The organism is Pseudomonas shirazensis (assembly GCF_050496565.1).
In the GTDB taxonomy this organism is placed as follows: domain Bacteria; phylum Pseudomonadota; class Gammaproteobacteria; order Pseudomonadales; family Pseudomonadaceae; genus Aquipseudomonas; species Aquipseudomonas shirazensis_A.
In genome coordinates this window covers 1-2587 of record NZ_JBNWAE010000036.1, presented here as the reverse complement: position 1 = coordinate 2587, position 2587 = coordinate 1, and the positions used below count along the sequence as shown (strand labels likewise).

Annotated in this window: 1 protein-coding gene; it reads left to right on the top strand. The window is 61.7% G+C overall.

Annotation, left to right across the window (positions count from 1 at the left end; all coding sequences use genetic code 11):
- Nucleotides 1-2528, top strand: a 2528-nt coding sequence (locus tag ACQZ2L_RS25000; protein ID WP_430328305.1) for an Ig-like domain-containing protein, incomplete at its 5' end; no start/stop codon positions are given.
- Nucleotides 2529-2587: the final 59 nt, after the last annotated feature.

The window sequence follows — 2587 nt, the reverse complement described above, 5'->3', positions numbered from 1 at the left end:
TAGGCGCTCTGACCTACAGCCTGGTTGGCAATACTGCAGGGCAATTCGGGCAGATCCAGGTCAACGCTGATGGCTCCTACACCTACACCCTGACCTCGCCGGCGAATTCGCCGACCCATCAGAACGACGGGTCGAACGTCATTACCGAGACCTTCACCTATCAGGTCAAGGACTCGCTCGGTAATACCACCACCAGCAACATTGTCATCAGCATCGTTGACGATGTGCCGCAGGCGCACTGCGATGTTGCTCGTGTAGAAATGGGTGGGCAGGTCAGCGGCAACGTATTGCTCAATGATGTGATTGGCGCGGATGTTTCTGCCGACGGCAAATACGTGGTTGGTGTGCGGGCCGGTTCAGATACCTCCACGCCTGCCTCTGGCCAACTCGGCGTCAACGTCCAGGGCACTTACGGCTACATCACCCTCGATGCTGAAGGTAACGGGGTTTACCACTCGTACCCGAACAGCAATGCCCCAGAGGGCGCCACGGATACCTTTGTCTACACCATCCGTGATGCCGACGGTGACCAGAGCACCGCGACGGTCAGTATCAACGTGCTCAACTGCCAGATGGTGGCGACACCGGACCACGATATCACCGTCTATGAGAACGCTCTGGACCTGAACAAGGACTGCCACGACCTGGCTCCCGGCACTGTGCTCGGCAGCCAGCCGGGATCGGCCGCCGAAACAGCCAGCGGCACCCTGGTTGGCGCTGTGAGCGGCGGCGTAGGCATCCTGACCTACAGCCTGGTCGGCAATGCCGAGGGCCATTTCGGCCAGATCCAGGTCAACGGCGATGGTTCTTACACCTATACCCTGACTTCGCCTGCCAGCACTTCGCCGCAGCAGAACGATGGCCCCAACATCGTCACCGAAACCTTCACCTATCAGGTCAAGGACTCGCTCGGCAACACCACTACCAGCAACATCGTCGTCAGCATTGTCGATGACGTGCCCCAAGCCCACTGCGACTTCGCCAATGTGGTCGAAGGCAGCAGCGTGACCGGCAATCTGTTGTGGAATGACGTGATTGGCGCCGACGTCTCTGCCGCTGGCCAGTATGTGATCGGGATCCGCGCTGGCAGCGACACCTCGACCTCTGCTGTGGGCCAACTCGGCACTGAGGTGCAGGGCGCTTATGGCTACGCGACGCTGGATGCCAACGGTAATGGCGTTTATCACGCCAACCCCGACAGCGTGTCACCGGCTGGAGCTACCGACACCTTCGTCTACACCATCCGTGACGCCGACGGTGATGAAAGCACCACGACGGTGACCTTCAACGTCCAGGACGCCAGTCAGGCGGGCTGCGCTGATGGAGCTGTTGGTGCTCGCTCGGCGGCCACTGACAAAGCGGCGCCGATCCGGTTCGACGTTGACGAACACAAAGCCACCGGTTCGCTCAAGGAGCTTGCTCGCAGCGCGTTCGCTGCCAACAGCGGCGCCATGACCTCCGCACTGGTGGTCGCCGGCTATCTGGCGCAGATGGGCGGCAGCCACGCCGGTGAGCAGGATGTGTACACGGTGGCCCTGCGCAAGGGCGAGACGCTCACCCTTGACCACGATCGCGCGCCGGGCAACTTGCTCATGGTATGGAAAGGCGCAGCGGGCAGCTATCATCCAATGGCAGACGGCGGCAGCTTCACCGCCAGCCACGATGGCCTGTACAGCATCCAGCTGACCAGCACGACCGACAGCACTGCCCCGGCGCAGGACAGCTTCAAGCTCAGCCTGCTGATTGATTCGAGCAATGTGCAAAGCGAGAGCCGCCCTGTCGACCAGGCAGTTGGCAGTGCCCCGGCAACTGGCACAGCAGACATCGTCTACCACGCAGACAGCACTGGCAGCGCGCTGACCGCCGATACGTTGTTGGCGGCGGAGGATGGCAAAGGTGACGCGGTGTTGGTGAGCGGCCCAGGCAATGACCTGCTCGAGGGCGGGCACGGTATCGATACCGTCAGCTATGCCACGGCCAAGGCAGGCGTAGTGGTCGACCTTAACCTGGTGGGCCAGCAGGATACTGGCGGCGGTGGGCTGGACACCCTGGTCAGGATCGACAACCTGATCGGCTCGGACTACCACGACACCTTGATTGGCAACGCCAATGACAACGTGCTGATTGGCGGTCGGGGTGATGACCTGCTGACTGGGGGCGGCGGCAACGACACCTTCGTCTGGCAGAAGGGTGACACCGGCCACGACACTGTGACTGACTTCACCCCAGGCGCTGATCATCTTGACCTGTCGCAATTGCTGCAGGGCGATGGCGGCGCGGCGGCCTCACTGGATGACTTCCTGCACTTCAAGGTCAGCGCAGCGGGCGGCGCGGTAGTCTCGACCATCGAAGTCAGCAGCGTGGCCGGTGCGGCACCGAGCCAGACCATCGATCTGGCTGGTGTCGACCTTGCCCAGCACTATGGGGTAACGGCGGGGGCGGGCGGTCTGATTGCATCGGGGCATGATACAGCGACCATCATCAACGGCATGCTCAATGATCATTCGTTGAAGGTGGATACTGTCTAAGGTCTTTGACTCGTCTTTAGCCTGCTGGGGCTGCTCCGCAGCCCTTTCGCGACACAAGG